This window comes from Mesorhizobium sp. M1312, assembly GCF_040318115.1.
Classification (GTDB): Bacteria; Pseudomonadota; Alphaproteobacteria; order Rhizobiales; family Rhizobiaceae; genus Mesorhizobium.
Genome location: NZ_JAMYLQ010000006.1, coordinates 182,418 through 209,096 on the forward strand (window position 1 = coordinate 182,418; position 26,679 = coordinate 209,096).

Below are 26,679 nucleotides of genomic sequence, written 5' to 3' on the forward strand. Positions count from 1 at the left end.
TCAGGCGGGTTTTTTCGTTTCAGGCCGACATCAAACAATCCCGCCGCCGCCGCCCGCAACCGCCGGCCGTTCCGCCCCGACCTTGGCCCGGTAGCCGGCGGCGCGGTAGGCGGCGACCGGATCGATGGCGCCGCCCGTGTTCAGCCGCGCCATGGCGAGGATCGGCTCGACGTCGGTGCGATAGGCGGCTTTCAGCGTCTGCATCGCCATCAGCGCGTCATTGGTGTCCTGGAAGCCTTCCAGCGCCTTGCGGTCGACCAGCAGCGCCTGCGCATAGGCGCGCTGCACCTCGACTGCCGACAGCATCAGGCTTTCGATCGGGTCGGTGACGTTGTGGCTCTGGTCGAGCATGTGAGCCGGATCAAAACCTTCGGCGCCGGAAAGCTCGGCATCGGCCAGCTCGTTGAAGACGAGGAACAGCCGGTAGGGATCGATCGAGCCGGCGTCGAGATCGTCGTCGCCATATTTCGAATCGTTGAAATGGAAGCCGCCTAGTTTCTTGAACTGGATCAGCCGCGACACGATCATCTCGATGTTGACGTTTGGCGCATGATGGCCGAGGTCGACCAGGCAGAACGCCTTGTCGCCCAATTCGGTGGCGATCATGTAGTTGGTGCCCCAATCCTGCACGACCGTCGAATAGAAAGCCGGTTCGTACATCTTGTGCTCGGTGAACAGCTTCCAGTCATCCGGCAGTCCGGCGTAGATCTCCTTCATCGCGTCGAGATAGCGCTCGAACGCCTTGGCGAAATTGACCTGACCGGGAAAGTTCGAGCCATCGCCGATCCATACCGTCAGTGCCTTGGAACCCAACGTCTTGCCGATCTCGATGCATTCGAGATTGTGCTCGACCGCCTGCCGGCGCGTTGCGGCATCGGCATGCGATAGCGAGCCGAACTTATAGGAAAGCTCCTGGTCCGTGGCGTCGGAGAACGTGTTCGAATTCATGGCGTCGAAGCCGAGGCCGAAGCGGGAGGCCGCCTGTTTCAGCCGGCTCGGATCGGCCTTGTCCCACGGAATGTGCAGCGAGACGGTGGGTGTGGCCTGCGTCAACTGCTGGATGACGGCGCAGTCCTCAATCTTGTCGAAAATGTCGCGCGGCTCGCCGGCGCCAGGAAAACGGGCAAAGCGGGTGCCGCCGGTGCCGACGCCCCAGGACGGGATTGCCACGGCAAATTTTTCGACCTTGTCGCGGATAGCGTCGATGGCGATGCCTCGACGGTCGAGGCGTTCGCCGAGCGAATCGTAATCGCGCTTGAGGTCGGCCGCGCGCGCGGCATTGTCCTTGTCGACGACGTCGGCGGAGATAATGGTTTCGGACATGGTTCCTCCCAAAATGCGTTGGCGCTGCCCCTCATCCCCCTGCCGGCACCTTCTCCCCGTATAGAGACGGGGAGAAGGGAAGCGCTCCGGCATTGACGACCCCTCTCCCCGTTCTTCACGGGGAGGGTAAGGGTGAGGGGCAGCGCCGCTTTCAACTATTATCGCGTAAAACTCTGGGCGTTGCCCGCGTCGACATTGACGATGTTGCCGGTCGACTTGGCCGACATGTCGGAGGCGAAGAAATAGATCGCCTCGGCGATGTCCTCGGGGAACACCGAACGCTTCAGCATCGAACGCGAGCGGTAATGCTCCTCCAGATCGTCAGTCGACATCTTATAGGCGGCGGCGCGCTGTTCCTTCCACTCGCCGGTCCAAATCTTCGAGCCGCGCAGCACGGCGTCGGGATTGACGACATTGACCCTGATTTGCGCTTCCGCGCCTTCCAGCGCCAAGCAGCGCGCCAGATGGATCTCGGCGGCTTTGGCCGTGCAATAGGCGGCGGCGTTGGGCGATGCAGCAAGCCCGTTCTTGGAGGCGACGAAGACGACGTTGCCGCCGATCTTCTGCGCGCGGAACAACCGGAATGCTTCCCGCGAAACGAGGAAATAGCCGGTCGACAAGATGTCCATGTTCTTATTCCACAGCGCCAGCGTCGTCTCCTCGATCGGCGCCGAGGTAGCCAGGCCGGCATTCGACACCAGAATATCGATGCCGCCGAACTCGACCGCGGTCTCGGCGAAGCCAGAGATCACCTGGTCTTCGGCGGTGACATTGATGACCAGCGGTCGCACGAAATCCTTGCCATAGGCCTTGGCCAGCTCGTCATTGGCGCTGGCAAGTGCGGCCTCGTCGATGTCGGCCAGCACGACGCAGGCGCCTTCGCGCAGCAGCCGGTTGGCCGTCGCCCAGCCGATGCCGCCGGCACCGCCCGTGACCAGTGCGATCTGGCCGGCAAGAGCTTTCGGCTTCGGCAGGCGCTGCAGCTTTGCCTCTTCGAGCAGCCAGTACTCGATGTCGAAGGCTTCCTGCTCGGGCAGCCCGACATAGGTCGACACCGTCGAGGCGCCGCGCATGACGTTGATGGCGTTGACGTAGAATTCGCCTGAGATGCGCGCCGTTGCCTTGTCGCCGGCGAAGGTGAACATGCCAACGCCGGGCATCAGATAGACCACGGCGTTCGGATCACGCACCGGTGGCGAATCCACATGCCTGCACCTGTCGTAATAGGCTTGATAGCCAACGCGATATTCCGCCACGTCGTCGGCGAGACGGGCGATGACGGCATCGACATCGGGGGCCTTGGGATCGAACTCGATGACCAGCGGCCGGATCTTGGTGCGCAGGAAATGGTCCGGGCAGGAGGTGCCGAGTGCCGCCAGCGGGCGCAAATCCTTGGAATTGACGAATTCCAGCACGGCGGGCGAATCGTCGAAATGGCCAAGCTTGTGGCTTTTCTCCGAGATCAGGCCGCGGATCCTCGGCATCAGCTTTGCCGCCACGGCGCGACGCGCCGGTGCGTCGAGCGATTTGACGACTGCGCCACCGAAGATCGGCTTGCCTTCAGACTTGCGCTCGAACCATTCGATCGCCTGGTTGATCACCGAGATCGTCGTCTCGTAGCACTCCTGAGGCGTGTCGCCCCAGGTGAACAGGCCATGGCTTGCCAGCACAACACCCTTGGCCTCAGGGTTCTCGACGCAGAATTTTTCCAGCCACAGGCCGAGTTCGAAGCCCGGACGCTTCCATGGCAGCCAGCCGATCGCGTCGCCGAAGATCTCCTTGGTCAGTGCCTTCGAATCCTTGGCGGCGGCAATGGCGATGATGGCGTCGGGATGCATGTGGTCGACATGGGGCTTCGGCACGAAGGCGTGCAGCGGCGTGTCGATCGAGGCCGCGCGCGGATTGAGGTTGAAGGTGCAGTGAGGCAGATAGCCGACCATCTCGTCTTCATGCTCGAGGCCGCGATAGAGACCCTTCAGCGCGCGCAGCTTGTCCATGTAGAGCGTGGCGAAGCCGTCGAGCTTGATCGAGGCGCTGTCGCCGCCCGAGCCCTTGACCCACAGCACTTCCACGCTTTCACCGGTGAGGGGATCCTTTTGCCAGATCTTGGAAGAGGTATTGCCGCCGCCATAGTTGGTGACGCGCTTGTCGGAGCCGAGAACATTCGAGCGATAGACGAGACGTTCCGGCTCGCTCATTCCCAGGGCTTTCGCCTCATCCCAAAGATTGGCGAGGCGCGTGCCGGAGCGCTTGTCGAGCATAGGTAATCCTCCCGTGACGTGAGACGCGCAAACGGTGCGGTCAATTGCCACCGCTTCGCGGGCCAGATGCCACCGCATAGCGGGTCTGCTTTGGTCGAATGTCCACGGAAGCGACGACATTGTCAATCATAAACGATCAAGTTTGATCATATTGCACTGCACAATGGAATTATATGATCGGAAATGATTGACACTGCGCGTTTTGGGTGCCTAGATGCTGAGGCAGGGAGGAACCATGCACGAGAAAGAGCGCCACCGGATCATCTTGTCCGCCGTCCAGGAAAAGCCTGTGGTGACGGTGCAGGAGATGGTCGACCTGACGGACTCGTCCGAGGCGACGATCCGGCGCGACATTGCGGCGCTGCATGTACAAAAGCGCCTGCGCCGCGTGCGTGGCGGCGCCGAAGCGATCACCCCACCGCAGTTCATCGGCCTTGCCGGCCGGCCCTTTTCCGTCAACGAGACGATCAACGCTTCGCAGAAGCGGGCGATCGCGCGTGACGCCGTGGAACTCTGCAAGGACGGCGAGCCGATCATCATCAATGGCGGCACCACCACCTTCCAGATGGTGCATTTCCTGACTGGCCGCCGCATGCCGATCTTCACCAATTCCTTTCCGATCGCCGAGCACCTGCTCAAGCACTCCAAGAACACGGTGATGCTGTCGGGCGGCACCATCTACCGCGAGCAGAACATCATCCTGTCGCCCTTCGACAATGACGTGACGCGCAATTTCTATGCGCGCCGCATGTTCATGGGCGCGCAAGGGCTCGGGCCACTCGGCCTGATGGAAGGCGATCCGCTACTGATCCAGGCCGAGCAGAAACTGATCGATCAAGCCGACGAATTGGTGGTGCTGGTCGACTCGTCGAAATTCCGCAAACGCTCGAGCCTGATCCTGTGTGGCCTGTCGCGCATCGCCACCGTCATCACCGACGACGGCATCGAGGATCGCGAGGCCAAGATGTTGGAGGCCGCTGGTGTGACGCTGGTCGTCGCCCGCACAACGCTAGGCAATAAGGAAGAATCTTCGCTGCAGGCCTGAAACCAACTCACGCCCGCAGCGGCGATGGAATGCAACGCTCAAGGGAGGATATTCGATGAGCTTTCTTAGGAAATTGATGGTTACGGCGGCGTTCTCCGCCGCCATGTTCGTGAATGCCGCCTATGCCGAGAACGTCAAGATCGCGCTGGTGGTGAAGTCGCTCGGCAACGGCTTCTTCGATGCCGCCAACAAAGGTGCCGAAGAGGCGGCCAAGGAACTCGGCGGCGTCGACATCATCTACACCGGCCCGACCAAGGCCACCGCCGAAGCCCAGATCGAGGTGATCAATTCGCTGATCGCCCAGAAGGTCGATGCCATCGCCATTTCGGCCAATGACGCCGACGCGCTGGTGCCGGCGCTGAAGAAGGCGATGGATCGCGGCATCACCGTCATCTCGTGGGATTCGGGCGTCGCTCCGGAAGGCCGCCAGCTCCACCTCAACCCCTCGGACACCAACCTGATCGGCGAGACCATCATCAAGCTTGCCGCCGACTATCTGCCGGAAGGCGGCGACGTCGCCATCCTGTCGGCTTCGTCCACCGCGACCAACCAGAACGCCTGGATCGACGCCGCCAAGAAGATGCTGCCGGAGAAATTCCCCAAGATCAAGCTCGTCGCCACCGTCTATGGCGACGACGACTCGGCCAAGAGCACGGACGAGGCCAAGGGCCTGCTGAAGTCCTATCCGAACCTCAAAGCGATCATCGCACCGACCACCGTCGGCGTCGTGGCCGCCGCCCAGGTGGTGAGCGACCAAGGCCTGATCGGCAAGGTCAACGTCACCGGGCTGGCGCTGCCGTCGGAGTTCAAGAAGTTCATCGACAATGGCGCCAGCCAAGCGGTCGCGCTGTGGAACCCGATCGATCTCGGCTATTCGGCCGTCTACCTCGCCCATGACCTGGCGGTGAAGAAGGAAGAAGCCAAGCCTGGTGCGACGCTGTCGATCGGCCGTGTCGGCAAGGTCACGCTCGACGACACCAACTCGGCTGCGATGGCTCCGCCTTTCAAGTTCGACAAGTCGAACATCGAAGAGTTCTCCAAGATCTATTGATCCTGGAGCCCTTCAAGCCGGCGCGGCGGGGCTCAGGTTCCGCCGCACCTTCAAACGAACCTTGCTTCAGGGCTTGATACGACTATGGACACGACAGCCCAACTCAATCTGACGACCGAGCAGCCTTTGGCTCCGGCTCCGCGCCTGACCCTGTCCGGCATTTCGAAGAGTTTTCCCGGCGTGCGCGCGCTGCACGATGTCAGCCTGTCGCTCTACCCCGGCCAGGTCACCGCGCTGATCGGCGAGAACGGCGCCGGCAAGTCGACGCTGGTCAAGATCATGACCGGCATCTACCAGCCCGATGCGGGCGCTATCAGCATCGACGGCCAGGCCGTCACACTGCCCAGCGCGCATGCCGCCTTCGGGCACGGCATCACCGCCATCCATCAGGAAACCGTGCTGTTCGACGATCTGACGGTGGCCGAGAATATCTTTCTCGGCCATGCGCCGCGGTCGCGCTTCGGCACCATCGACTGGCGCACCATGCGCAAGAACGCCCGCGAGGTGCTGGACACGATGGGTGCCGGGCACATCGACGCCGACGCGCGGCTGAAGGATCTCGGCATCGCCAACAAGCACCTCGTGGCAGTCGCCCGCGCCATGTCGATCGATGCGCAGATCGTGATTATGGACGAGCCCACCGCAGCGCTTTCGCTGAAGGAGATCGAGGAGCTCTTCTTGCTGGTCGAGTTCCTGAAGAGCGAAGGCAAAGCGATCCTGTTCATCAGCCACAAGTTCGACGAGATCTACCGCATTGCCGACCGCTATACGGTGTTCCGCGACGGCGAGATGGTTGGCGAAGGCCTGATCAGGGACGCCGGCCAGAGCCAGATCGTGCGCATGATGGTAGGCCGCGCCGTCGATCATATCTTTCCGCAGCGCAAGGCCGAGATCGGCGCGCCGGTGCTCACTGTCTCCGGCCTGTCGCATCCGACCGAGTTCGACGACATCGGTTTCGAGCTGCACAGAGGCGAAATCCTCGGCTTCTACGGCCTTGTCGGTGCCGGCCGCAGCGAAGTGATGCAGGCAATATCAGGCATCACCCGCACTAGCAGCGGCACGATCACGCTGGAAGGCAAGACAATCGTGCCGAAATCGGCGGCGGATTCGATCGATGCCGGCATCGTCTACGTGCCGGAAGAACGCGGCAAGCAAGGCGTGGTGATCGGCCTGCCGATCTTCCAGAATATCTCGCTGCCCTCACTCAAGCGCACATCCAAATCGGGCATGCTGCGGCTGGCGGAGGAGTTCGCGCTAGCCCGCTCCTACACCGAGCGGCTCGATTTGCGCGCCTCTTCGCTGAGCCAGGACGTCGGCACGCTGTCGGGCGGCAACCAGCAGAAGATCGTCATCGCCAAATGGCTGGCGACCGCGCCGAAGGTGATCATCCTCGACGAGCCGACCAAAGGCATCGACATCGGCTCGAAGGCGGCCGTGCACGGCTTCATGGCCGAGCTCGTCGCGCAAGGCCTGTCGGTGATCATGGTCTCGTCCGAACTGCCCGAAGTCCTCGGCATGTCCGACCGGGTCGTCGTCATGCGCGAGGGGCGCATCGCTTCGGTCTACGACAATAAGGGGCTCGACGCGGAAACGCTGGTCAAGACGGCAGCGGGGATCGCGGCATGAAGGCGCTTCTGAAGTTTCGCGAAGTCTGGCTGCTCGCGGCCATCGTCTTGCTGATCGGGCTGATCTCGATGCGCTTTCCGGGCTTTGCCGCCCCCGGCAATCTGCGCCAGGTGTTCAACGACACCTCGATCCTGATGATCCTGGCGCTGGGTCAGATGGTGGTGATCCTGACCCGCTCGATCGACCTGTCGATGGCCTCGAACCTCTGCTTCACCGGCATGGTGGTGGCGATGCTGAACGCCGCGCATCCGGCAATCCCGATCCCGCTGCTGATCGTCATTGCACTGCTGGTCGGCCTGGTGCTGGGCGCCATCAACGGCCTGCTGGTATGGCGGCTGAACATTCCCTCGATCGTGGTGACGCTCGGGACGCTCACCATCTATCGCGGGGCCACCTTCGTCATTTCAGGCGGCGCCTGGGTCAATGCCGATCAGATGAGCCCTGATTTCATCGGCCTGCAGCGCGCGGCTTTCCTCGGCATTCCCGTCCTGTCGTGGATCGCCATACTGGTCATTGCCCTGTTCTTTCTCTTGATGACGCGCACCGCGCTCGGCCGCTCGATCTACGCCATCGGCGTCAACCCGACGGCATCGGTCTATGCCGGCATCGATGTCGGCCGGACCAAGTTCATCGTCTTCTGTATCTCGGGAATGGTCGGCGGTCTCTGCGGTTATCTCTGGATCTCGCGTTACGTCATCGCCTCGGTCGAGGTCGCCAATGGCTACGAGCTCAACATCATCGCCGCCTGCGTCATCGGCGGCATCTCGATCGCCGGCGGCATCGGCTCGGTCGGCGGCGCGGTTCTCGGTGCGCTGTTCCTCGGCATCATCTCCAACGCATTGCCGGTCATCAACATCTCGCCCTTCTGGCAGATGGCTATTTCGGGCAGCGCCATCATCCTGGCCGTGGTGCTCAATGCGCGCGGTGAACGCCGGCAAGGCCGCATCATCCTCAAAAAGGCGGAAGCGGCATGACCGACACTCCTGCTCCACGCCACATTCCCGACCGGCTCGACAAGCCATTCACTTCGGCGATCTTCTCCTGGGAGGCGCTGCTGGTCGCGGTGGCGGTCGCCATCTTTGCCGTCAACAGCTTCGCCTCACCCTATTTCCTCGACGCGTGGTCGCTGTCGGACCTGACCTTCAACTTCACCGAAAAGGCGCTGATCGCGCTCGCCATGGCGCTGCTGATCATTTCAGGCGAGATCGACCTGTCGGTCGCCGCCATCATTGCATTGGCTTCGACGATGATGGGCATGGCGGTGCAGGCCGGCGCCGGTACGCCGGTGCTGGTGGCGATCGGTATCCTGGTCGGGCTCGGCTGCGGCGCTTTCAACGGGCTTCTCGTCACTAGGCTCGGCCTGCCATCGATCGTCGTCACCATCGGCACGATGAGCCTGTTTCGCGGCATCGCCTTCATCATCCTCGGCGACCAGGCCTACAAGGGCTATCCCCCGAGCTTCGCCTTCTTCGGCCAGGGCTATGTCTGGTGGGTGGGGTCGTTTGAACTGACGCTGTTCCTCGTCGCGGCCGTCATCTACTGGTTCGTGCTGCACCGGACGAGCTTCGGCCGCCGCGTCTTCGCCATCGGCAACAACCCGGTCGCGGCGCAGTTTTCCGGCGTGCGCGTCGGCCGCATCAAATTCATCCTGTTCTGCCTGACCGGCCTGATGGCGGGCATCGCCTCGGTGCTGATCACCTCGCGGCTCGGCTCGACCCGGCCGTCGATCGCGCAAGGCTATGAATTGGAAGTCATCACCATGGTGGTGCTCGGCGGCGTCAGCATCCTGGGCGGCGCCGGCAGCATTGTGGGCGTGGTGCTCGCCGCCTTCATCATGGGGCTGGTCACCTTCGGCCTCGGTCTGCTCAATGTGCCCGGAATCGTCATGTCGATCTTCATCGGGCTGCTGCTGATCATCGTCATCGCGCTGCCGATCGTCTGGCGGCGAGTGCGTCGGGAGCGCTTCACCTGATGGCCGAGAAATACGCGTTCAAGATGAAGCTCAATCCGGGGATGAAGGCCGAATACAAAAGGCGCCATGACGACATCCGGCCGTCGCTGGTCGCGCTGCTCAAACAGGCCGGCGTCTCCGACTATTCGATCCATCTCGACGAGGAGACCAACATACTGTTCGGCGTGCTGTGGCGAAGCGATAGCCATGGGATGGACGAATTGCCGAAGCACCCAGTGATGCAGCGCTGGTGGGCCGAGATGGCCGACATCATGGAGACCAAGCCTGATAACGAGCCGGTGGCAGTGCCGCTGGAAACAATGTTCCATATGGAATGACCCGCCACATCGCCGTTATCGATATCGGCAAGACCAACGCTAAGGTGGCGCTGGTCGATCTTGCCGATATGCATGAAATCGCGCTGCGCCGCATGGCGAACGCGCCCGTTGCCGACGGCCCCTACCCGCACCACGATGTCGAGCTTCTGTGGTCCTTTATCCTCGACAGTCTCGCCGGGATCAATCGCGAACAGCGCATCGATGCGATATCGATCACCACCCATGGCGCGACGGGTGTGCTGGTGGACGCTGCCGGTGAGCTGGCGCTGCCGGTGCTCGACTATGAATTCACTGGGCCCGACGCCCTCGCCGAGGGCTATGAGGCGATCCGTCCGGCCTTCGCCGAGACGGGCACGCCGCGCCTGCCGGTCGGCCTCAATCTCGGCGCGCAGTTCTTCTGGCAGCAGAGGAAGTTTCCGGCGGAGTTCGCCGAGACCGCCGCAATGCTGATGTACCCGCAGTACTGGGCCTTACGTTTGACCGGCGTCGCCGCCAATGAAGTGACCTCGCTCGGCTGCCACACGGATCTGTGGAACCCGTGGAAGGCGGATTTTTCGTCGCTGGTTGACAGGATGGAATGGCGACGCCTGATGGCGCCGGTGCGGCCGGCGAAGCACCGCCTTGGCCCGATCCTGCCCGCCCTTGCGACACGGACCGGGCTCGACGCGCAAACGCCGGTGTTTTGCGGCCTGCATGATTCCAATGCCTCGCTGCTGCCGCATCTCCTGTCCGACAGACCGCCTTTCTCGGTCGTCTCGACCGGCACCTGGGTGGTGTCGATGGCCGTCGGCGGCAACATGATCGTGCTAGATCCGGCCCGCGATACATTGGTCAATGTCAATGCGCTCGGCGATCCGGTTCCCTCGGCGCGTTTCATGGGCGGCCGCGAGTTTTCGCTGCTGACGGAAGGCCATTCGGAAGACTGGACCGAAACGGATGTCGCCACAGTGCTCTCTGGGAAAACGTCCCTGCTGCCTTCGACGCAACAGGGTTCGGGGCCGTTTCCCCATCACACCGCCGCATGGCTCAACGCCGACGGCATCAACAACGGCCAGCGCTTTGCCGCCGTCTCTTTCTACCTGGCGCTGATGACCGCGACCTGCCTCGATCTGATCGGCGCCGATGGCTCGACCATCGTCGAGGGCCCGTTCGCCCGCGACCGGGCTTTCACGAGCATGCTGGCTGCGGCGACGGCGCGTGCCGTCATAGCGTCCGAGGCAGCGACCGGCACCAGCATCGGCGCTGCCTTGCTGGCGTCGGATCAAAGAATGGTCCAAGGCAACGGCGAAAGGATCGAACCGCCGGCCGACCCAGCCTGGGCGGATTACGCACGCTCATGGCGCGCGGCGGTCGAGGCGCGAGGCTGATCACAAAATCCGCTTGCCGAAAGCCGACATGACGAAGTTGACGGTGTCTGTCGCAATCCGCGGGTCAAGATCGGCGGTCAGGCCGGAGACGTCCATCGACGACAGCCCGCCGGACAGCGCGATCGCCTCCATCGCCTGATGCGTTTCGCGCACCGTGATGCCGCCGGAGCCAGCCGCCCAACCGGCGAATTCGGTCACCTCAGGCGAATAGCTGACATGGAAGCCCTGCGTGCCGGAGGTGGCGATGCGGATCGCCTCGTGCATCAGGTCGCGCATGCCCATAGCGTCGATATCGGTCATGGTGAAGGCGGAGACCCGCGAATCCTTCAGCACCCGGGCCTCGGCCGGATCGGCATGGCGCAAACCGACGATGACGACGTTTTCCGGCGACAGCTGCGGCTGCAGCGCGCCGGGCTTGTGATCGAGGCTGAGCGCCCGCGCCAGCACCGAACGTTCCGGCAGGTCGATGCCGTCCTCGTCCTCCGGCATCAGCGCGGCGATGGAATCGATCCAGATCAAACCGAAGGAGTGCGTCGCCCGCGCCGTCGTCGTCAGCGCCTTGTGGGCGATGCGCCGGTCACTGCCGGCGGTGAGGCGGATCAGGCCGGACGGTGGCCGCTCGATATCGGCCAGTTCGACGACATCGAAATTCATCGCCTCCAGCCGGGCGCCGGTCGCTTCCCTGGCGAGGATGCCGGCGGCGACCGGTTCGGCTGATATCGACATCATTTTGCGGCCGGAAAAATTCTCGACGTCGTGCATCGGGGCCTTTTCGACATATTCCGAGGTCATCGCCAGCAGCATGGCGCCATAGCTCATGCGGAAGGCCACACGGTCGCCGACGGCGGGCGGCGGGTCGGCGTCGGTCACGTCGAGCAGCAGATGATCGCTGGAGGCGCCGAGCACCCGCACACCCTTGGCGATCGGGGTGAGCCCCTCGATCAACACGTCCTCGCGGCCGATATTGGCGATGGCACGCAACCTGTCGCCCTCGTCGGGAAAGACCGGCTGGTTGCCGAAAGCGTCGTAGCCGGATTGGCCGATCGGCCGCGACGGCTTCAGCTTGACCTCGATGATGTCGCTGGTCAGGCGGCAGGCATCGGGTTCCAGTTCGGCCCACGGCATCTCGCGGAAGGTTTCGACGCCACCCTGGAGGATAGCCTCCCCGACCCGCAGATTGTTGATGCCGGCGGGCAGCCTGCCTTCGAGCAGCAGGGTCAGCGACGATGACGCGCCGCCCGAGATCCAGTCCAGCCTTGCGCCGGACAGGCGCTCGGTCTTGTAGGCATGGGCGACAAGTTGCCCGAGATTTTCCTCCGTCGGCATGATGGCGCCGAAGCAGCCGAGATTGGTGCCGATGCCGGCGATGCGAACGCCCCCGAGCGCCAGTATCTGCTCGACTGTCGGGATGAGATCGTTCGGCCAGATGCCTTCCCTGAGATCGCCAAGATCGATCATCAGCATGATGTCGTGGACGCGGCCCATGCGCTCGGCGATGCGCGATAGCTCGCGAATGGTGGCGAGCTCGGATTGCAGGCTGATGTCGACGGTGCGAACCACCTCCTCGATGCGCGCCATCGGCGGGCTGCGCAGCAGCATGATCGGCGCATTGATGCCGCTGTCGCGCAGCCGGCGGATGTTTTCGAAGCGCGATTCGGCGATGCCGGCGACGCCGCCGCGCAGCATGGCGCGCGCTACCTGCGGCATGCCGCAAGTGCCCTTGGTGACGCCGAAGATCTTGATGCCGGAAAGGGCGCAGCGGTCGACGATCGTACGTGCATTGCGTTCGATGCGGCCAAGGTCGATGGCGACTTGCGGTCCCGACATTGCTTAGTTCCTGTAGACCAGTCCTTGCGGGTCGATCTCCGGCTTGCGGCCGGCGACCAGATCGGCAAGGAATTTTCCGGAACCGCAGGCCATGGTCCAGCCGACATGGCCGTGGCCGGTGTCGAGGTAGAGATTCTTGTAACGAGCCTGCCCGATCACAGGTACTGAATTCGGCATCATCGGCCGCAGACCGGCCCAAAGCTCGGCCTTGTTCTCGTCGAAGGCGCCGGGAAAAAGCTCCTTGCCGGTCCTGAACATGGCGGCGAAATCGCTTGGCTTGTGAGTCCGATCGAAGCCGGTGAACTCGGCGGTCGAGGCGAGCCGCAGCCTGTTGCCGAGCCTGGAATAGGCGATGAGCTGATCCTCATCGGCGCCGCCCATGGTCGGCCCCTTGCTCTCGTCCTCCAGCGGCACGGTCGCGGTGTAGCCCTTGACCGGATAGATCGGCAGATCGATGCCATAGCGGCGACCGAGCAGGCCGCTTTCAGGTCCCATCGAGATGACCACGGCGTCGCCGGTTATAGGGCCGGCGGAGGTCATCACCGCGCGCACCCGATCGCCTTCGATGTCGAGGCCTTCGACCGTCGTGCCATAGCGAAACTGGACGCCGAGTTTCTCGGCGGCATAGGCAGCGAGGTTCCGGGTGAACTGGCTGGAGTCGCCGGTCTGGTCGATCGGCGAATAGACGCCGCCGGCGATCTTATCCTTGGCTCCGGCAAGCCCGGGCTCTAGCTCGACCAGCCGATCGCGGCCGACAATCTCGATCGGCAGACCATGCTTAGCGAGATAGCGGTAATTGTCGGTGCCGGCATCAAAACTCTGCTGCGAGCGGAAGAAATAGAGAATGCCGTTCTTGCGCTCGTCGTAGTGAATGCCGGCGTCCGCGGAGATGGCATTGATGCACTCGCGCGAATAGAGCGCCAGGCGCAGCTTGATATCGGTGTTGGCGCGCAGGCGCGCATGCGTGCACTGGCGCAGGAAGCGCAGGCTCCAGGCGAAGAAATAAGGATCGAAGCGCAGCCGCACCTTGATGCCGAGATCGTGGTTGTAGAGCGCGCGCAGGAACGTCTTCAGCGCAGCGGGCGAGGCCCAGGCGGTGGCGTCGCCGGGCGACACCAGCCCGGCATTCGATTGGCTGGTGCCGCGCGCCGCTGCCGGATGGCGCTCGATGACAGTCACGTCGTGGCCGTCGCTCGCCAGATAATAGGCGGCGGCCGTACCGACAACGCCAGCCCCAAGGACCAATACCTTCATGCCGCCCCCAAGGATCAATTACGGCCGAAACGCCTCCACGCTTCGCCGTGCGCTCCTTCAATAGCGCTTCTGCGTGGAGCTTTCGAGCTAAGAACTTGGTCTCAGCCCCGCGACGAATTCTTGCCGGTCAGAATGCGCTCCCAGGCAAGCGCGTCGGCGACGATCAGGTCGAGGTCGTCGCGCTGCGGGGTCCAGCCGAGTTCGCGGCGCGCCAGCTCCGAATTGGCAACCACAGCCGCGGCGTCGCCCGGACGGCGCTCGCCCATCCGCACCTCGAAATCATAACCGAAGACCCGGCGCACGCTGTCGATCACCTCGAGCACCGAATAGCCGTGACTGTAGCCGCAATTGGCGACGAGGCTTGTCCCGCCGGCGCGCAGCCGTTCCAGCGCCAGCCGATGCGCCGCCGCCAGATCGGTGACATGGATATAGTCGCGCATGCAGGTGCCGTCGGGTGTCGGATAGTCGGTGCCGAACACCTGCATGAACGGTCGCTTGCCGAGCGCCGTCTCGGCGGCGACCTTGATCAGATGCGTGGCGCCCGGCGTCGACTGGCCGGTGCGGCCCTTCGGATCGGCGCCGGCGACGTTGAAGTAGCGCAGCGCCGTATAGCGCAAACCATAGGCGATTGCCGCGTCGCGCAGCATCCATTCGCTCATCAGCTTTGACAGGCCGTAGGGCGATTCCGGTGCAAGGCGGGCATCCTCGCGCACCGGCTCCAGCCCGGCGCCGCCATAGACGGCGGCGGTCGAGGAAAAGATGAAATTGGGCACGCCTTCGCGCACCGCGGTCTCGATCAGCGTGCGCGTTTTGCAGGTGTTGTTCTCGTAATAGCCGAGCGGGTCGGCGACCGATTCGGGAACCACGATGGAGCCGGCGAAATGGATGATCGCATCGACCTTGTTGTCGCGGATGATCGAACCGACCAGCTCCTTGTCGGCGACATCGCCGACGACCAGCTTTGCCTCGGGCGCCACCGCCCACTCGAAGCCGGTCGAAAGCCGGTCGAGGACGACGACGCTGTTGCCCGCGTCCAGCAGCTCCCAGACCATATGGCTGCCGATATAGCCGGCGCCGCCTGTCACCAAAACCGTCATCCGCGTCCTCGCTGCTCAAGATTTATCGGAAACTGTCTCAACGCCCGCCTTACTGGCAAAGCCTGCCATTAGATCATTAGTACCATTCGTGCCTGCGGTAACCAGTCTCGCCGGCGCGTGGCATCGTCTTGAAACAAAATTCATGCACATCAAGGGAATAGGCCATGATCCGTGGTCGTTAGGAACAGGCTTGGGGCGTGGCATTTTGACCAAAAAGGCCAAGTAGACGTCGAATAGGGCAATGATTATGATCCCACGCAAAAATTGGGAAGCCGAAATGAACTATCAGCGGTTCTTCGAAGACGCGATCGACCAGCTCCACGCCGAGCGTCGCTATCGCATCTTCGCCGACCTCGAGCGCATCGTGGGGAAATTCCCACGCGCCATCTGGCGCGCCAACGGCCGCGCCCAGGAAATCACCGTCTGGTGCTCCAACGACTACCTCGGCATGGGCCAGCATCCAGACGTCATCGCGGCGATGCAGAACGCCGCCGGCAAGATGGGATCTGGCGCCGGTGGCACCCGCAACATCTCCGGCACCAGCAATCCGCTGGTCGAGCTCGAACTCGAACTGGCCGACCTGCACGACAAGGAAGCCGCACTCGTCTTCACCTCCGGCTTCGTCTCCAACGAAGCCTCGATTTCGACCATTGCGCGGCTTCTGCCCAACTGTCTGATCGTTTCGGACGAGTTGAACCACGCCTCGATGATCGAAGGCGTGCGGCGTTCGGGTGCCGAGAAGAAGATCTTCCGCCACAACGACGTTGCACATCTCGAAAGCCTGCTGCAGGCGGCGGGCCGCGAACGCGCCAAGCTGATCGTTTTCGAGAGCGTCTATTCGATGGACGGCGACATCGCGCCGATCAAGCAGATCGTCGATCTTGCCGAGCGCTACAACGCCATGACCTATATCGATGAGGTCCATGCCGTCGGCATGTACGGACCTCGCGGTGGCGGCATCACCGAGCGCGAAGGGCTGGCCGACCGTATCGACATCATCGAAGGCACGCTGGCCAAGGCGTTCGGCACGCTCGGCGGCTATATCACCGGCACAAGTGCCGTGATCGATGCCGTGCGCTCCTATGCGCCGGGCTTCATTTTCACCACGGCGCTGCCGCCGGCCATCGCCGCCGCGGCGACCACGTCGATCCGGCATCTGAAGCGCTCTCAGGCCGAACGCGACGCGCAGCAGCGGCAGGCGACGCGGACCAAGCAGGTTCTTACCGCCGCCGGCCTGCCGGTGATGGACTCCGCTACCCACATCGTGCCGCTGCTCGTCGGCGATCCCGAGCTCTGCAAGATGGCCAGCGACCGCCTGCTCGGCATCCACGGCATCTACATCCAGCCGATCAACTACCCGACCGTGCCGCGCGGCACCGAACGGCTGCGCATCACGCCGACGCCGTTCCATTCGGATCAATTGATCGCGGAACTTCAGGACGCGCTGGTCGAGACCTGGGATGCTTTGGGTATCTCGTACGGTTCTGCGGGCCGGCCGGCCGTGAGGGAAAGCGACCGCGTCATTCCGCTGCTGGTGCCGAAGTCCGGCGGCTGAGCTTCAGCCGAGGGCATGATGGCGGTCTCCGCTCCCGGTGCCGTCTTCTTCTTCGACCCGCGGCATTCGAAGGTCACGGCATGGATCCTAGGGTCTCCGTGACGTCGCTTCGCTCCTGCTCCGCCCTAGGATGACGAACGCGTGATGGCATAAGGCAAATCGCGGACGTCGGAGATTGGCTGGAAACCTCCCCTCGCTTCATCATCCTAGGGCGGAGCGAACGCGAAGCGGAGCGCAGACCCTAGGATCCATGCCGTTATAGTGGCCGAGGAATGCACCGATCCAGGTTGCTTGCACTTGTATCCGGCTCGAGCGGACCCTGAACCTCACACGCTCGTCATCCATTTCGCCAGCCGGTGCGCGGCTTCCTCGAGCTGGTCGAGGCGGCGGTGGAAGCATAGCCTGAGGAAGGCTTCGCCGCCGGGACCGAATGCGGTTCCGGGCGCCAGACCGACATTGGCGCGGTCGACGATATTGAAGGCGGCGGCGCGTGAATCGGTGACGCCGTGGACCGCGAAGAACAGATAGAACGCGCCCTGCGGCACGGTGAAGCGTGCCCTCCCGGTCGCAGCCAGGATGCCGCAGACCAGGTCACGCGCCGCCCTCGCCCGCTCCACCTGCTCGACGATGAAGGCATCGCCTTCATCGAGCGCGACGACCGCGCCGCGCTGCATGAACTGGGCAACGCCGGAGGTCGAATACTGGACCAGGTTCTCGAACACCTGCTGCAGCGAAGGATGGGTCTTGATCCAGCCGACCCGCCAGCCGGTCATCGCCCAGTTCTTGGAAAAGCTGTTGACGAACAGAATGCGATCCTCGTCGGCCATGATATCGATGAAAGACGGCGCGCGGCTATCGCCGTAGTGGAACAGGGAATAGATCTCGTCGGCGATGATCCACTGGCCCCTTTCGCGGGCAAGATCGAGGATCGCCTGCAGCGTCTCCCTGTCGGCGGTCCAGCCGGTCGGGTTGGACGGTGTATTGACGAACAGCGCCTTTGTCCTTGGCGTGATCGCCGCCTCGATCTTGCCGACGTCGCAGGACCAGCCATTGCCGGACTGGTCGAGCGTGACAGCGACCGGGACGGCGCCCGCCACGCCGGCTGCTGCGGCGAAATTCGGCCAGGCCGGCGATAGATAGACGAGTTCGTCCCCCTGCCCGGCGACGGCATCGATCGCCAACTGGATGGCATGCATGCCCGAGCCGGTGACGATGAATTCTTCCTCGGCGAAGCTCTTGCCGAAATGCCTGATGTAGTAGCGGGCGAGCGCCTGCCGCAGCTCGGGGATGCCTTTCTGCCAGGTATAGAAGGTCTCGCCGCCGGCCAGCGCCCGGGCAGAGGCATCGGTGATGAAGGCGGGCGTCGGCAGGTCGCCCTCGCCGGCCCAGAGCGGGATCATGCCGTCGCGGTCGCGGCCGCGGTTCATGACGGCGACAATGCCGCTTTCCGGCGCGGCCCGGGCCTCGGCGCGCAAATTCTCGATCAAGGTCATGGATAGATCCGTTTTCGTCTTCTGGACTGCTAGCGTGTTTTGCGACAGGCGAAAATAGGAAACCCCGGCCGAAAACGACCGGGGTTTTGGTCCAGGGAATGTGCCTTCGGACTATTTCCTGGCGAGGAGATCGCGAATTTCGGTGAGCAGCGCAACGTCGGCGGGCGGCGGGGCAGCAGGCGCAGCTGGCTTCTCACGTTCCAGCCGCTGGCGCAGATTGTTCACGGCCTTGATCATCAGGAAGATAATAAAGGCGAGAATGATGAAGTTCAGCGCGACGGTGATGAAACTGCCATAGGCGAAGACTGCGCCCTGCTTCTTGGCGTCCGCCAGCGACGTGGCGTTGACGGCTGAGGACAAGGGCAGGAAATAATTGTTGAAGTCGAGTCCGCCGAAAATCGCCCCGATTATCGGCATGATGATGTCGTTGACCAGTGAATCGACGATCTTGCTGAAGGCCGCGCCGATGATGACGGCGACGGCCAGGTCCATGACATTGCCCCGGGAAATGAATTCCTGGAATTCTTTCAGCATTCGACCCTCCTTGTCCTGGCGGCCAGGCCGCCGCCTCTGCCCGCTTCGTTCGGCCCCACTGCCACGATAGCAAAAACCTGCGGTTGCAGCATTGGCAAGAGACCGATTTCCACCGGCCAATTTCCCGAAGCCGAGCCATCCTGCGCCGAAAGCCGCGATGGACTTGATCGCCAAGCTGTGATTGCGTCTCAGCAGGCCGGACGCAAATCGGCAAGGGAGGATTATCGGGCCGTGCAGGGCTGGTTCATTGTCATCATCGCGATCGCCTATGTGACGTTGTTGTTCGTTATCGCCAGTCTCGGCGACCGGCGCTCAACGACATCCGGGCCTGACCGGGCCCGGCCCTTCATCTATGCGCTCAGCCTGGCGATCTACTGCACCTCCTGGACCTTCTTCGGTTCGGTCGGCCTTTCCTCCGAGCGCGGCCTTGAATTCCTCGGCATCTATATCGGCCCGGTGCTGGTGTTCGTGTTCGGCTTTCCGCTGCTTCGGCGCATCGTCAGGTTGGCCAAGACAGAGAAGATCACTTCGATTGCCGACTTCCTGGGCGCCCGCTACGGCAAGAGTTTTGCCGTAGCAGCCATCGCCACGCTGATCGCGACGATCGGCGCGGTACCTTACATGGCGCTGCAGTTGAAGGCGATTTCCGGTTCGGTCAGCCTGATGGTCGAGCATTACACCGGCTCGCCACCTTCGTTCGATCCCTTCGTCAGCGACATCTCGCTGGTCGTCGCCATGCTGCTTGCGCTGTTTGCGGTTCTGTTCGGCACGCGCCATGCCGACGCCACCGAACACCAGGATGGGCTGGTGCTGGCGGTAGCGGTGGAAACCGTGGTCAAGCTCGCCGCCTTCCTGGCTATCGGCCTGATGGTGACGTTTCTGACCTTCGGCGGCCCGGGCGATATGGTCGACAAGCTCGCCGAGAATACGCAAGTGCAGCAGGCGATGGGCTACAGTACATCGCTCGCCACATGGCTAGTGCTGACATGTTTGAGCGGTTTCGCCATCATCATGCTGCCGCGCCAGTTCTACGTCACGATCGTCGAGAACCGCAGCGAGGCCGAACTGCGCACCGCGACATGGGTGTTTCCGCTCTATCTGGTGGCGATCAACCTTTTCGTGCTGCCGATCGCGCTCGCCGGCCTGGCGCTGGTCGGCACCAGAACCAGCAGCGACCTCTATGTCCTGTCGCTGCCGCTGCTCAGCGGTCACGATGTTTTGGCCATGGCCGCCTTCATCGGCGGCCTGTCGGCGGCGACCGCGATGGTGATCGTCGAAAGCGTCGCGCTGTCGATCATGATCTCCAACGACCTCGTCATTCCGTTGTTTGTGCGTCGCCTGCTCAAGACCACGACGTCCGAGAACGAGGACTGGTCAGCGCTTATCCTCAACGTGCGACGTGCGGCGATCTTCATCATGCTGTTCATCGCCTTCCTCTACTATCGCGAGAGCACCGACAGCGCGCGGCTCTCTTCTATCGGCCTGATGTCCTTCGCCGCCATCGCGCAGTTCGCGCCGGCCTTGATCGGTGGACTGATCTGGCGCGGCGCCAACGGCAGGGGGGCGGCACTCGGCATGGTCGCCGGCATCGTAGTCTGGAGCTATACGCTGCTGCTTCCTTCGCTCGCCGCGTCCGATACCGGCATCGTCGTCCACGGCCTGTTCGGTTTCGAAGCATTGCGCCCGCAAGCGCTGTTCGGCACCGTCGCCGAGCCGCTGAACCACGGTGTCCTGTGGAGCCTGTCGGTCAACACGCTGTTCTTCGTCTTCGGCTCGCTGTCGCGCGCGTCGGTGCCGCTGGAGCGCATCCAGGCGTCGATCTTCGTGCCGCGCGAGGCGAGCCCGATGCCGAGCCTGCGCCGCTTCCGCACCACCGTCACCGTCAACGACCTCAAGGACACCATCGCGCGCTACCTCGGCGTCGAACGCACTGAACGGTCCTTTCAGTCGTTCGAAAAGAGTAACGGCGCTTCGCTGCACGGCAACGAGCAGGCCAGCATGGACGTCATCCGCTTCTCCGAGCAGCTTCTGGCAAGTGCCGTCGGCTCCTCCTCGGCGCGGCTGATCCTGTCGCTGCTGCTGCGCCGCAACGATCGCGAATCCAAGGACGCCTTCCGCCTGCTCGACGACGCCACCGAGGCGCTGCAGCACAACCGCGACCTGCTGCAGATCGCGCTCGACCAGATGGAACAGGGCATCACCGTCTTCGACAGGGATTTCCGGCTGATCTGCTGGAATCGCCAATATCGGGCGCTGTTCGACCTGCCCGACGATATGGGACAGGTGGGCGTCTCGCTCGACCGGATCCTGCGTCATCTGGCCGAGCGCGGCGACATTCCAGCCGACCAGCGGGTGGCGATGCTCAACCGCCTCACCAGCTTCGTCAGCCCCTGGCAGATGGAGCTGAAGACCAGCGGCCGCATCCTGGAGTTGCGCTCCAACCCGATGCCGGACGGCGGCATCGTCGCCACCTATGCCGACATTTCCGGACGCGTCGAGCAGGACCTGGCGCTGAAGCGCGCCAATGAAACGCTCGAACAGCGCGTCAAGAACCGCACCGTCGAACTAACGCGCGTCAACGAGGAGCTGGCACAGGCGCAGATGCTGGCGGAGGAGGCCAATCTCGGCAAGACGCGCTTCCTCGCTGCCGCCGGCCATGACATCCTGCAACCGCTGAACGCTGCTCGTCTTTATTGCTCATCGCTGATCGAAAAGGCCGGCAAGGGACCTGCGGGCAAGGCTGCGATCAACATCGAATCCTCGCTGGAATCGGTCGAGACCATTCTCGGTGCGGTGCTCGACATTTCCCGCCTCGATGCCGGTGCGATGAAGCCGGACGATACGGCCTTCAGCCTGGACGAACTGTTGCGCCAGATCGGCAACGACTTTCAGCCGCTTGCCGCCGAGAAGAAACTCAGCCTGACGATCATGCCATCGTCGCTCAGCGTGACCACTGACCGCAATCTGCTGCGCCGCCTGATCCAAAATCTCGTATCCAATGCCATCAAATACACCCGCCATGGCCGCATCCTGGTCGGCGTGCGGCGTCGCGGCGAACTGGCCGAGATCCAGGTGATCGATACCGGCATCGGCATTGCCGCCGACAAGCTGAACACGGTCTTTCACGAATTCACCCGGCTCGACGAGGGTGCGCGCGAAGCTGACGGCCTCGGGCTCGGCCTTTCCATCGTCGACCGCATCGCTCGCGTCTTGCGCCTCGAACTTCGGATCTTTTCAAGCCCGGGCAAGGGCACGCGCTTTTCCGTCATCCTGCCGGTCGCGGCAGTGCAGCAGCCGCGGCGCGAGGTCGAGGCGAAGGCGCCGGTCCGCACTGCTGCTTCGCTTGCCGGGCTCCGCGTGCTCTGCATCGACAACGACGCCCGCATTCTCGACGGCATGCGGCTGCTGCTCGAAGGCTGGGGCTGCAGCGTCGACACGTTTGCCGGCTCGGGGGATATCGAGGGGTCCGGCATGCATCGCCCCGACATCGTGCTTGCCGACTACCATCTCGACGGCGAGACCGGCCTTGACGCGATCGTTAAACTGCGCGCGACCCACGGCCAGGACATGCCGGCCGTGCTGGTCACCGCCGACCGCTCGAGCGAGGTGCGCGCCACCGCCGGCAGGCTCGACGTGCCGGTGATCAACAAGCCGCTCAAACCAGCGGTGCTGCGCTCGATGATGGCCAGGGTCAGGCCGCTGGCGTCGGCGGCCGAGTAGCGGTCATAATCTTCCTGTTGACACTGAGCCAAAGGTTCAGCTGGCTGCCGGCAGCGGGTCGCTGCCGATCTTGGACAGCAGGATCACCGCCTGGGTGCGACTGTCGACGCCAAGCTTCTGCAGAATGGCCGAGACATGCGCCTTGATGGTCGCTTCGGAGACACCGAGTTCATAGGCGATCTGCTTGTTGAGCAGCCCTTCGCCCAGCATACCGAGCACGCGCGTCTGCTGCGGCGTCAGTGTCTGCAGCCGCTTGATCAGATCGGATATCTCGGGATCGCGCTCGACGCCGAGATCGATGCCGGTGGGCGCGGCGATATCGCCGGCAAGCACCGACTGCACGGCGCTGCGGATCTCCTCCATGCTGGCCGATTTGGAGATGAAACCCGAAGCGCCTAGATCGAGTGCGCGCCGGATGGTCACCGGGTCGTCATGCGCCGACACCACCACCAGTGGCACCGTCGGATGGATGCCGCGCAGCGAGATCAGACCGGAAAGGCCACTCGCGCCCGGCATAGACAGGTCGAGCAGCACCAGATCGACGTCCTCATTGGCCACGACCAGCGCCTTGGCGCTTTCGAAATCGCCGGCCTCGTGAATGCCGGCGAGGTTGCCGATGCCGGCAAGCGCCTCTCTCAGCGCGCCGCGAAAAAGCGGATGGTCGTCAGCGATGACGAAAGTGTAGCCCGACGGCACATGTTCCTCCCCGAATCCCATTGATGATTGTCTGTTTCTTACGGGATCAGTCGAACGATTATGCGGCGATATCAGCCGTTTTCAAGCGGCAAAGGCTATGCGCCGGTGTTCCCCCCGGTTGAATCGTGCTCAGGTTTTTTGTGAATTGGGCTTGGCGCCATCCTCGCCGCTGTCCTTTTCCATGTCCTTGACGATACCCATGAAGCTGCGCAGGAAGCGCTCCATGTAGCTCATCGTCCTGTTGAAATCCTCCTCGCTGGGTATCGTCGACTCAAAGCGGGCAGCAAGCGAGTTCTCGAGCTTGACGACCCGCTGGTCGAGCGCGTTCACCGAATTTTGCAGCCGGTCGATCTCGTCCTGGAAGGCGGCGCGTTCATCGGCCGCCATCTTGCAGACGAGCTGGCCGGAACGCTCCTCACAGATCGACATAGCACCGGTCTGCGTGTCCATGCGGATATAGCCGTTGGCCGACTTTTCCAGCCGGTAGCGGTCTGCTTCCTCGGAAAAGGCCGATGCCGCGACGAGCGAGACGAGCGCTGCGGGGATTAAGACGTGCTGCGGACGCATATTGTCCTCCATGGGCCAGTAAGCGCAATTTATCGCATGTTTGCGCCGGAAATGGGGAAGAACTCTGGCGCACCCTTCCCCGCATGGTTGGTTCGGACTATAGCGCAATCATGTCTCAGATTATCTACAAGATAGTACCTGAACCGCTGTGGCGCGAGGCTGAAAGAAATGGCCGCTTCACCGGCGCGCCGATCGACCTCGCCGACGGCTTCATCCATTTTTCCACCGCCGACCAGGCCGAGGAAACGGCGGCAAAACACTTTGCCGGGCAGACCGGGCTGCTGCTGGTCGCCGTCGATGGCGCCAGACTGCGTGATGCGCTGAAATACGAGGTCTCGCGCGGCGGTGCGCTGTTCCCGCATCTTTACGGTCCGCTCGACCTCAGGGCCGTCGTCTGGGTGCAACCATTGCCGCTCGGCACCGATGGCCTGCACCAATTCCCGACGCTGGAGGCCGAATGAGCGTGCTCGATCGGCTCGGCCAGAGGTTCCTGTTCGCATTCGATCCGGAAGCCGCCCACGGCCTGTCGATCGCCGCGCTGAAATGCGGGCTGCCGGTCGCCCGACGCCCCGTGCGCGACGACAGGCTGAAAGTCAGCGTCTGCGGCATCGATTTCCCCAATCCGCTCGGCATGGCTGCCGGCTACGACAAGAACGCCGAGGTTCCCGATGCGCTGCTTGGCCTCGGCTTCGGCTTTGCCGAGGTCGGCACGATCACGCCGCTGCCGCAGGCCGGCAACCCGAAGCCGCGCATCTTCCGGCTGACATCGGACGAAGCGGTGATCAACCGACTGGGCTTCAACAATGAGGGCCACGAGGCCGCCGAAGAACGGCTTGCCGCCCGCAAGGGCCGCGCCGGCATCGTCGGAGTCAATATCGGTGCCAACAAGGACAGCACCGACCGCGTCAGTGACTATGAACGAGGCGTTGTCAAGTTTGCGCCATACGCCAACTATCTGACGGTCAACATCTCCTCGCCGAACACGCCGGGTCTGCGCAACATGCAGGCCCGTGAACAGCTTGGCGAGCTCCTATCGCGCGTCATGGCCGCACGTACGGCAGCTGCAGCGCAGCCGCCCGTTTTCCTCAAGATCGCGCCGGACCTGGTCGAGGCCGAACTGGAGGATATCGCCGCCGAGGTCACCGAGAAGGCAATAGACGGTGTCATCGTCTCCAACACCACCATCGCGCGGCCGGGGCTGCGCAGCGCCGGTCTTGCCGGCGAGACCGGCGGGCTTTCGGGAAAACCGTTGTTCGAGCGCTCGACCATCGCGCTGGCAAAGATGCGGAAACTGCTTGGCCCGGACCGCGCCATCATCGGCGTTGGCGGCGTCGATTCTGTTGATACGGCACTGGAAAAGATCCGCGCCGGCGCCGATCTCGTCCAGCTCTACACCGGCATGATCTATGCCGGGCCTGCACTGCCGGGCCGCATTCTTGCCGGGATGGTCCGGTTCGCGGACAAGCAACGGCTCAAGTCGCTGCGCGAGTTGCGCGATAGCAGCCTCAATCAATGGGCGTCCAAGCCGCTCTAACCCGAAGTCGCTCTAAAACGCCGTCCGCATCCGCACGCGCAAAATGCCAAGCAGGCTGAAGCCGCGCACCAGCAGGAAGACGTGCAGCGCCGCCCACAGGCCGTGATTGCCGAAGGCCGGCGCCAGGATGAGCAAGGCCGCGCTGAAGACAAGGAACGACAAGAGCATCATGTTGCGCATGTCGCGCGACCAGGTCGCGCCGATGAAGACGCCATCCATCTGAAACGCCAGCACGCCGCTGAGCGCGGTGAACGCCGCCCAGGGCAGATAGATGTCGGCAACGGCGCGAACGTCTTGTGACGTCGTGATCAGCGCGACCAGATCAGTACCGCCCAGCAAAAGGACAAGCGTCGCCGTGGCCGCCAGCCCGAAGCCCCAGAACAGGGTCAGCCGCACCGCCTGCCGGAATTGCACCGCGGCACGCGCGCCCACGGCACGCCCGGCGAGCTGTTCGGCTGCCGTGGCGAAACCGTCGAGGAAATAGCCGGCGATGAGGAAGAAATTCATCAGCACTGCGTTGGCGGCCAGCGTCACCGTGCCGAATTGTGCGCCCTGGCGGGTGAACAGCGCGAAGGCGGCGAGCAGCGAAAACGACCGGATCATGATGTCGCGGTTGAGCGACATCATGCGCAGGAATGCCGACAGGTCGAGGATGCGATGGCGCGGCAGCCGGGGCGCTGCCCAGAAACGCCGGCCGATGATCGCCAGGCCAAGCAGCATGGCGACGAATTCACCGGTGACGGTCGCCCAGGCGACGCCGGCGACGCCCCAGCCGAGTTCCAGCCCCAGCAGGATGCAGAGCGCGATGTTGATGCCGTTCAGCACCAATTGCAGCATCAGTCCCAGCCCGCCCTCGCCGCGGCCCAGCACATAGCCGAGGATGGCGTAGTTGATCAGCGAGAACGGTGCGGCGAGCAATCTGATGCGGATATAGACGGCCATCGCCTCGCTGACGCGCGGCTCAGCAGCCATGAACCATTGTCCGGCGATGGCGACCAGTGGCGCAAGTGCGGCAAGCACGATGCCGGCGACGACCGCGATCAGCACGGCGCGCCAGAACACCGCCTGTTCCTCGAGCTCGTCGCCACGGCCGAGAGCCTGGGCGACAAGGCCTGTGGTGCCGGAGCGCAGGAAATTGAAGGAGGTGAAGACGACGTCAAAGACCAGGGCGCCCGCCGCCAAGCCACCGAGAACTGCAGCGTCGCCCAACTGCCCGACCACCGCGGTGTCGACGATGCCGAGCAGCGGCGTCGTCAGATAGGCGAGCGTCATCGGCACCGCGATGGCGAGCACCGAGCGGTTGGTGACGACGAAAGACCGGCCGTTGGCCGCTGCTGACACCTGATCCAGGACCCGCTTCCCCATCGTAGCTTGATCGAACAGCCGATGTGGCCCAGTTTCCGGACGCCGCGCAACCACTCATCCCGCCACGGCCAACCG

21 protein-coding genes are annotated in these 26,679 nt (G+C 63.4%); 11 read left to right on the plus strand and 10 right to left on the minus strand.

Annotated elements, in window-relative coordinates; all coding sequences use genetic code 11:
* Window positions 1-30: 30 nt before the first annotated feature.
* Window positions 31-1,323, minus strand: coding sequence for an L-rhamnose catabolism isomerase (gene rhaI / locus NKH36_RS10460; RefSeq protein WP_352961656.1), 1,293 nt, complete (start codon window positions 1,321-1,323; stop codon window positions 31-33).
* A 158-nt stretch (window positions 1,324-1,481) separates the two neighbouring features.
* Window positions 1,482-3,584: a bifunctional rhamnulose-1-phosphate aldolase/short-chain dehydrogenase gene (locus NKH36_RS10465; RefSeq protein WP_352961659.1), complete on the minus strand. Its 2,103-nt coding sequence runs from the start codon at window positions 3,582-3,584 to the stop codon at window positions 1,482-1,484.
* 235 nt (window positions 3,585-3,819) lie between these two features.
* On the opposite strand from NKH36_RS10465, the gene NKH36_RS10470 reads away from it, so the two are divergent.
* The 7 genes from NKH36_RS10470 to NKH36_RS10500 all read left to right on the plus strand — a co-directional run bounded on the left by NKH36_RS10470 (window position 3,820) and on the right by NKH36_RS10500 (window position 10,962).
* Window positions 3,820-4,629 (plus strand): DeoR/GlpR family DNA-binding transcription regulator, encoded by an 810-nt coding sequence (locus NKH36_RS10470; protein ID WP_123146601.1) that lies wholly within the window; start codon window positions 3,820-3,822, stop codon window positions 4,627-4,629.
* Between the two features lie 55 nt (window positions 4,630-4,684).
* Window positions 4,685-5,680 carry a rhamnose ABC transporter substrate-binding protein gene (gene rhaS / locus NKH36_RS10475; RefSeq protein WP_352961662.1) on the plus strand — a complete coding sequence of 332 codons (996 nt, stop codon included), beginning with the start codon at window positions 4,685-4,687 and terminating at the stop codon, window positions 5,678-5,680.
* A gap of 84 nt (window positions 5,681-5,764) precedes the next feature.
* Window positions 5,765-7,306, plus strand: coding sequence for a sugar ABC transporter ATP-binding protein (locus NKH36_RS10480; protein ID WP_352961665.1), 1,542 nt, complete (start codon window positions 5,765-5,767; stop codon window positions 7,304-7,306).
* The gene (locus tag NKH36_RS10485; RefSeq protein WP_352961668.1) at window positions 7,303-8,280 is read left to right on the plus strand and encodes an ABC transporter permease; all 978 of its coding nucleotides are present in this window, start codon (window positions 7,303-7,305) and stop codon (window positions 8,278-8,280) included. Before NKH36_RS10480 ends, NKH36_RS10485 begins: the two co-directional genes overlap by 4 nt.
* A complete protein-coding gene (locus tag NKH36_RS10490; protein ID WP_352961670.1) occupies window positions 8,277-9,278 on the plus strand; it encodes an ABC transporter permease in 1,002 nt (333 codons plus the stop codon). Before NKH36_RS10485 ends, NKH36_RS10490 begins: the two co-directional genes overlap by 4 nt.
* Window positions 9,278-9,595 carry an L-rhamnose mutarotase gene (locus NKH36_RS10495; protein WP_352961673.1) on the plus strand — a complete coding sequence of 106 codons (318 nt, stop codon included), beginning with the start codon at window positions 9,278-9,280 and terminating at the stop codon, window positions 9,593-9,595. Before NKH36_RS10490 ends, NKH36_RS10495 begins: the two co-directional genes overlap by 1 nt.
* Window positions 9,592-10,962: an FGGY-family carbohydrate kinase gene (locus NKH36_RS10500; RefSeq protein WP_352961676.1), complete on the plus strand. Its 1,371-nt coding sequence runs from the start codon at window positions 9,592-9,594 to the stop codon at window positions 10,960-10,962. Before NKH36_RS10495 ends, NKH36_RS10500 begins: the two co-directional genes overlap by 4 nt.
* Here the strand turns inward: NKH36_RS10500 and NKH36_RS10505 are convergent, their stop codons facing one another.
* The 3 genes from NKH36_RS10505 to galE form a co-directional block, all read right to left on the minus strand.
* On the minus strand, window positions 10,963-12,789 hold the full coding sequence (locus NKH36_RS10505) for an alanine racemase (RefSeq protein ID WP_352961678.1): 1,827 nt from the start codon (window positions 12,787-12,789) through the stop codon (window positions 10,963-10,965).
* Window positions 12,790-12,792: 3 nt separating this feature from the next.
* On the minus strand, window positions 12,793-14,043 hold the full coding sequence (locus NKH36_RS10510; RefSeq protein WP_352961681.1) for a D-amino acid dehydrogenase: 1,251 nt from the start codon (window positions 14,041-14,043) through the stop codon (window positions 12,793-12,795).
* A 101-nt stretch (window positions 14,044-14,144) separates the two neighbouring features.
* Window positions 14,145-15,140 carry a UDP-glucose 4-epimerase GalE gene (gene galE / locus NKH36_RS10515; protein ID WP_352961683.1) on the minus strand — a complete coding sequence of 332 codons (996 nt, stop codon included), beginning with the start codon at window positions 15,138-15,140 and terminating at the stop codon, window positions 14,145-14,147.
* Window positions 15,141-15,417: 277 nt separating this feature from the next.
* On the opposite strand from galE, the gene hemA reads away from it, so the two are divergent.
* Window positions 15,418-16,695 carry a 5-aminolevulinate synthase gene (gene hemA, locus NKH36_RS10520; protein ID WP_352961685.1) on the plus strand — a complete coding sequence of 426 codons (1,278 nt, stop codon included), beginning with the start codon at window positions 15,418-15,420 and terminating at the stop codon, window positions 16,693-16,695.
* A 326-nt stretch (window positions 16,696-17,021) separates the two neighbouring features.
* Here hemA and NKH36_RS10525 read toward each other — a convergent pair whose 3' ends face one another.
* Both NKH36_RS10525 and mscL read right to left on the minus strand, forming a co-directional pair.
* The gene (locus NKH36_RS10525; protein WP_352961687.1) at window positions 17,022-18,188 is read right to left on the minus strand and encodes a pyridoxal phosphate-dependent aminotransferase; all 1,167 of its coding nucleotides are present in this window, start codon (window positions 18,186-18,188) and stop codon (window positions 17,022-17,024) included.
* Between the two features lie 111 nt (window positions 18,189-18,299).
* Window positions 18,300-18,722: a large conductance mechanosensitive channel protein MscL gene (gene mscL, locus NKH36_RS10530; RefSeq protein ID WP_352961690.1), complete on the minus strand. Its 423-nt coding sequence runs from the start codon at window positions 18,720-18,722 to the stop codon at window positions 18,300-18,302.
* Window positions 18,723-18,953: 231 nt separating this feature from the next.
* On the opposite strand from mscL, the gene NKH36_RS10535 reads away from it, so the two are divergent.
* Window positions 18,954-22,442 carry a hybrid sensor histidine kinase/response regulator gene (locus NKH36_RS10535; protein WP_352961693.1) on the plus strand — a complete coding sequence of 1,163 codons (3,489 nt, stop codon included), beginning with the start codon at window positions 18,954-18,956 and terminating at the stop codon, window positions 22,440-22,442.
* A 36-nt stretch (window positions 22,443-22,478) separates the two neighbouring features.
* Here NKH36_RS10535 and NKH36_RS10540 read toward each other — a convergent pair whose 3' ends face one another.
* Together NKH36_RS10540 and NKH36_RS10545 are read right to left on the minus strand one after the other, a co-directional pair.
* Window positions 22,479-23,138, minus strand: a complete 660-nt coding sequence (locus NKH36_RS10540; protein WP_352961769.1) for a response regulator transcription factor — start codon at window positions 23,136-23,138, stop codon at window positions 22,479-22,481.
* A 129-nt stretch (window positions 23,139-23,267) separates the two neighbouring features.
* Entirely contained in the window at window positions 23,268-23,705 is a 438-nt protein-coding gene (locus tag NKH36_RS10545) for a hypothetical protein (protein WP_352961696.1), read from the minus strand.
* A gap of 110 nt (window positions 23,706-23,815) precedes the next feature.
* Here NKH36_RS10545 and NKH36_RS10550 point away from each other — a divergent pair, with 110 nt between their 5' ends.
* Window positions 23,816-24,166, plus strand: a complete 351-nt coding sequence (locus NKH36_RS10550) for a DUF952 domain-containing protein (protein ID WP_352961699.1) — start codon at window positions 23,816-23,818, stop codon at window positions 24,164-24,166.
* Window positions 24,163-25,239, plus strand: coding sequence for a quinone-dependent dihydroorotate dehydrogenase (locus NKH36_RS10555; RefSeq protein WP_352961701.1), 1,077 nt, complete (start codon window positions 24,163-24,165; stop codon window positions 25,237-25,239). The genes NKH36_RS10550 and NKH36_RS10555 overlap by 4 nt, the downstream gene beginning before the upstream one ends.
* A gap of 12 nt (window positions 25,240-25,251) precedes the next feature.
* Here the strand turns inward: NKH36_RS10555 and NKH36_RS10560 are convergent, their stop codons facing one another.
* Window positions 25,252-26,604 (minus strand): MATE family efflux transporter, encoded by a 1,353-nt coding sequence (locus NKH36_RS10560; protein ID WP_352961704.1) that lies wholly within the window; start codon window positions 26,602-26,604, stop codon window positions 25,252-25,254.
* Between the last annotated feature and the right edge of the window lie 75 nt (window positions 26,605-26,679).

Coding starts and splice junctions, on each gene's coding strand:
- rhaI (WP_352961656.1), bottom strand. CDS start 1,323: ATGTCCGAAACCATTATCTCCGCCGACGTCGTCGACAAGGACAATGCC.
- NKH36_RS10465 (WP_352961659.1), bottom strand. CDS start 3,584: ATGCTCGACAAGCGCTCCGGCACGCGCCTCGCCAATCTTTGGGATGAG.
- NKH36_RS10470 (WP_123146601.1), top strand. CDS start 3,820: ATGCACGAGAAAGAGCGCCACCGGATCATCTTGTCCGCCGTCCAGGAA.
- rhaS (WP_352961662.1), top strand. CDS start 4,685: ATGAGCTTTCTTAGGAAATTGATGGTTACGGCGGCGTTCTCCGCCGCC.
- NKH36_RS10480 (WP_352961665.1), top strand. CDS start 5,765: ATGGACACGACAGCCCAACTCAATCTGACGACCGAGCAGCCTTTGGCT.
- NKH36_RS10485 (WP_352961668.1), top strand. CDS start 7,303: ATGAAGGCGCTTCTGAAGTTTCGCGAAGTCTGGCTGCTCGCGGCCATC.
- NKH36_RS10490 (WP_352961670.1), top strand. CDS start 8,277: ATGACCGACACTCCTGCTCCACGCCACATTCCCGACCGGCTCGACAAG.
- NKH36_RS10495 (WP_352961673.1), top strand. CDS start 9,278: ATGGCCGAGAAATACGCGTTCAAGATGAAGCTCAATCCGGGGATGAAG.
- NKH36_RS10500 (WP_352961676.1), top strand. CDS start 9,592: ATGACCCGCCACATCGCCGTTATCGATATCGGCAAGACCAACGCTAAG.
- NKH36_RS10505 (WP_352961678.1), bottom strand. CDS start 12,789: ATGTCGGGACCGCAAGTCGCCATCGACCTTGGCCGCATCGAACGCAAT.
- NKH36_RS10510 (WP_352961681.1), bottom strand. CDS start 14,043: ATGAAGGTATTGGTCCTTGGGGCTGGCGTTGTCGGTACGGCCGCCGCC.
- galE (WP_352961683.1), bottom strand. CDS start 15,140: ATGACGGTTTTGGTGACAGGCGGCGCCGGCTATATCGGCAGCCATATG.
- hemA (WP_352961685.1), top strand. CDS start 15,418: ATGAACTATCAGCGGTTCTTCGAAGACGCGATCGACCAGCTCCACGCC.
- NKH36_RS10525 (WP_352961687.1), bottom strand. CDS start 18,188: ATGACCTTGATCGAGAATTTGCGCGCCGAGGCCCGGGCCGCGCCGGAA.
- mscL (WP_352961690.1), bottom strand. CDS start 18,722: ATGCTGAAAGAATTCCAGGAATTCATTTCCCGGGGCAATGTCATGGAC.
- NKH36_RS10545 (WP_352961696.1), bottom strand. CDS start 23,705: ATGCGTCCGCAGCACGTCTTAATCCCCGCAGCGCTCGTCTCGCTCGTC.
- NKH36_RS10550 (WP_352961699.1), top strand. CDS start 23,816: ATGTCTCAGATTATCTACAAGATAGTACCTGAACCGCTGTGGCGCGAG.
- NKH36_RS10555 (WP_352961701.1), top strand. CDS start 24,163: ATGAGCGTGCTCGATCGGCTCGGCCAGAGGTTCCTGTTCGCATTCGAT.
- NKH36_RS10560 (WP_352961704.1), bottom strand. CDS start 26,604: ATGGGGAAGCGGGTCCTGGATCAGGTGTCAGCAGCGGCCAACGGCCGG.